This is a genomic window from Agrobacterium sp. LY4, assembly GCF_001526585.1.
In the GTDB taxonomy this organism is placed as follows: Bacteria; Pseudomonadota; Alphaproteobacteria; order Rhizobiales; family Rhizobiaceae; genus Agrobacterium; species Agrobacterium leguminum.
In genome coordinates this window covers 1-437 of sequence record NZ_ASYA01000045.1, presented here as the reverse complement: position 1 = coordinate 437, position 437 = coordinate 1, and the positions used below count along the sequence as shown (strand labels likewise).

The window sequence follows — 437 nt, the reverse complement described above, 5'->3', positions numbered from 1 at the left end:
GTTTCGAGTACGGCAAGCGAGGCCGGGCCGCGGCTGTTGGCGATGGTTGCGGACATGCTGTTGCGAGCAAGGGCGCGGGCGAAGGCCGAGCCGATATTGCCGGCTCCAATGATACCGATAGACATGCTGGTTCTCCTTTGAGTGAGGGGGAACCGGCGCTCCGGCATTGGAGCGCCGGGGGCAGATCAGGCGGTGAAGCCACCGTCTGCAACGATATCCGCGCCGGTCACGAACGCCGCTTCCGGGCTTGCGAGATAGGCGACGACGCTGGCGACCTCGTAGTCCTTGCCGTAGCGGCCGATCGCCATGCCGGGGCCGACGATCTTCGAGACCGGGCCGCCATCGGGGTTCATGTCGGTGTCAGTCGGGCCGGGATGGACGGTGTTGACGGTGATGCCCTTCGGCCCGAGGTCACGCACCAGGCTGCGGTTGAAGCC

At 66.4% G+C, this 437-nt stretch carries 2 protein-coding genes; both read right to left on the bottom strand.

Annotation, left to right across the window (positions count from 1 at the left end):
- Window positions 1–125: NAD(P)-binding domain-containing protein (locus L904_RS23470; RefSeq protein WP_197416763.1), on the bottom strand; the 125-nt coding region annotated here is incomplete at its 3' end.
- Window positions 126–185: 60 nt separating this feature from the next.
- The coding region (locus L904_RS23465; RefSeq protein ID WP_156428586.1) for an SDR family oxidoreductase at window positions 186–437 on the bottom strand (252 nt) is incomplete at its 5' end.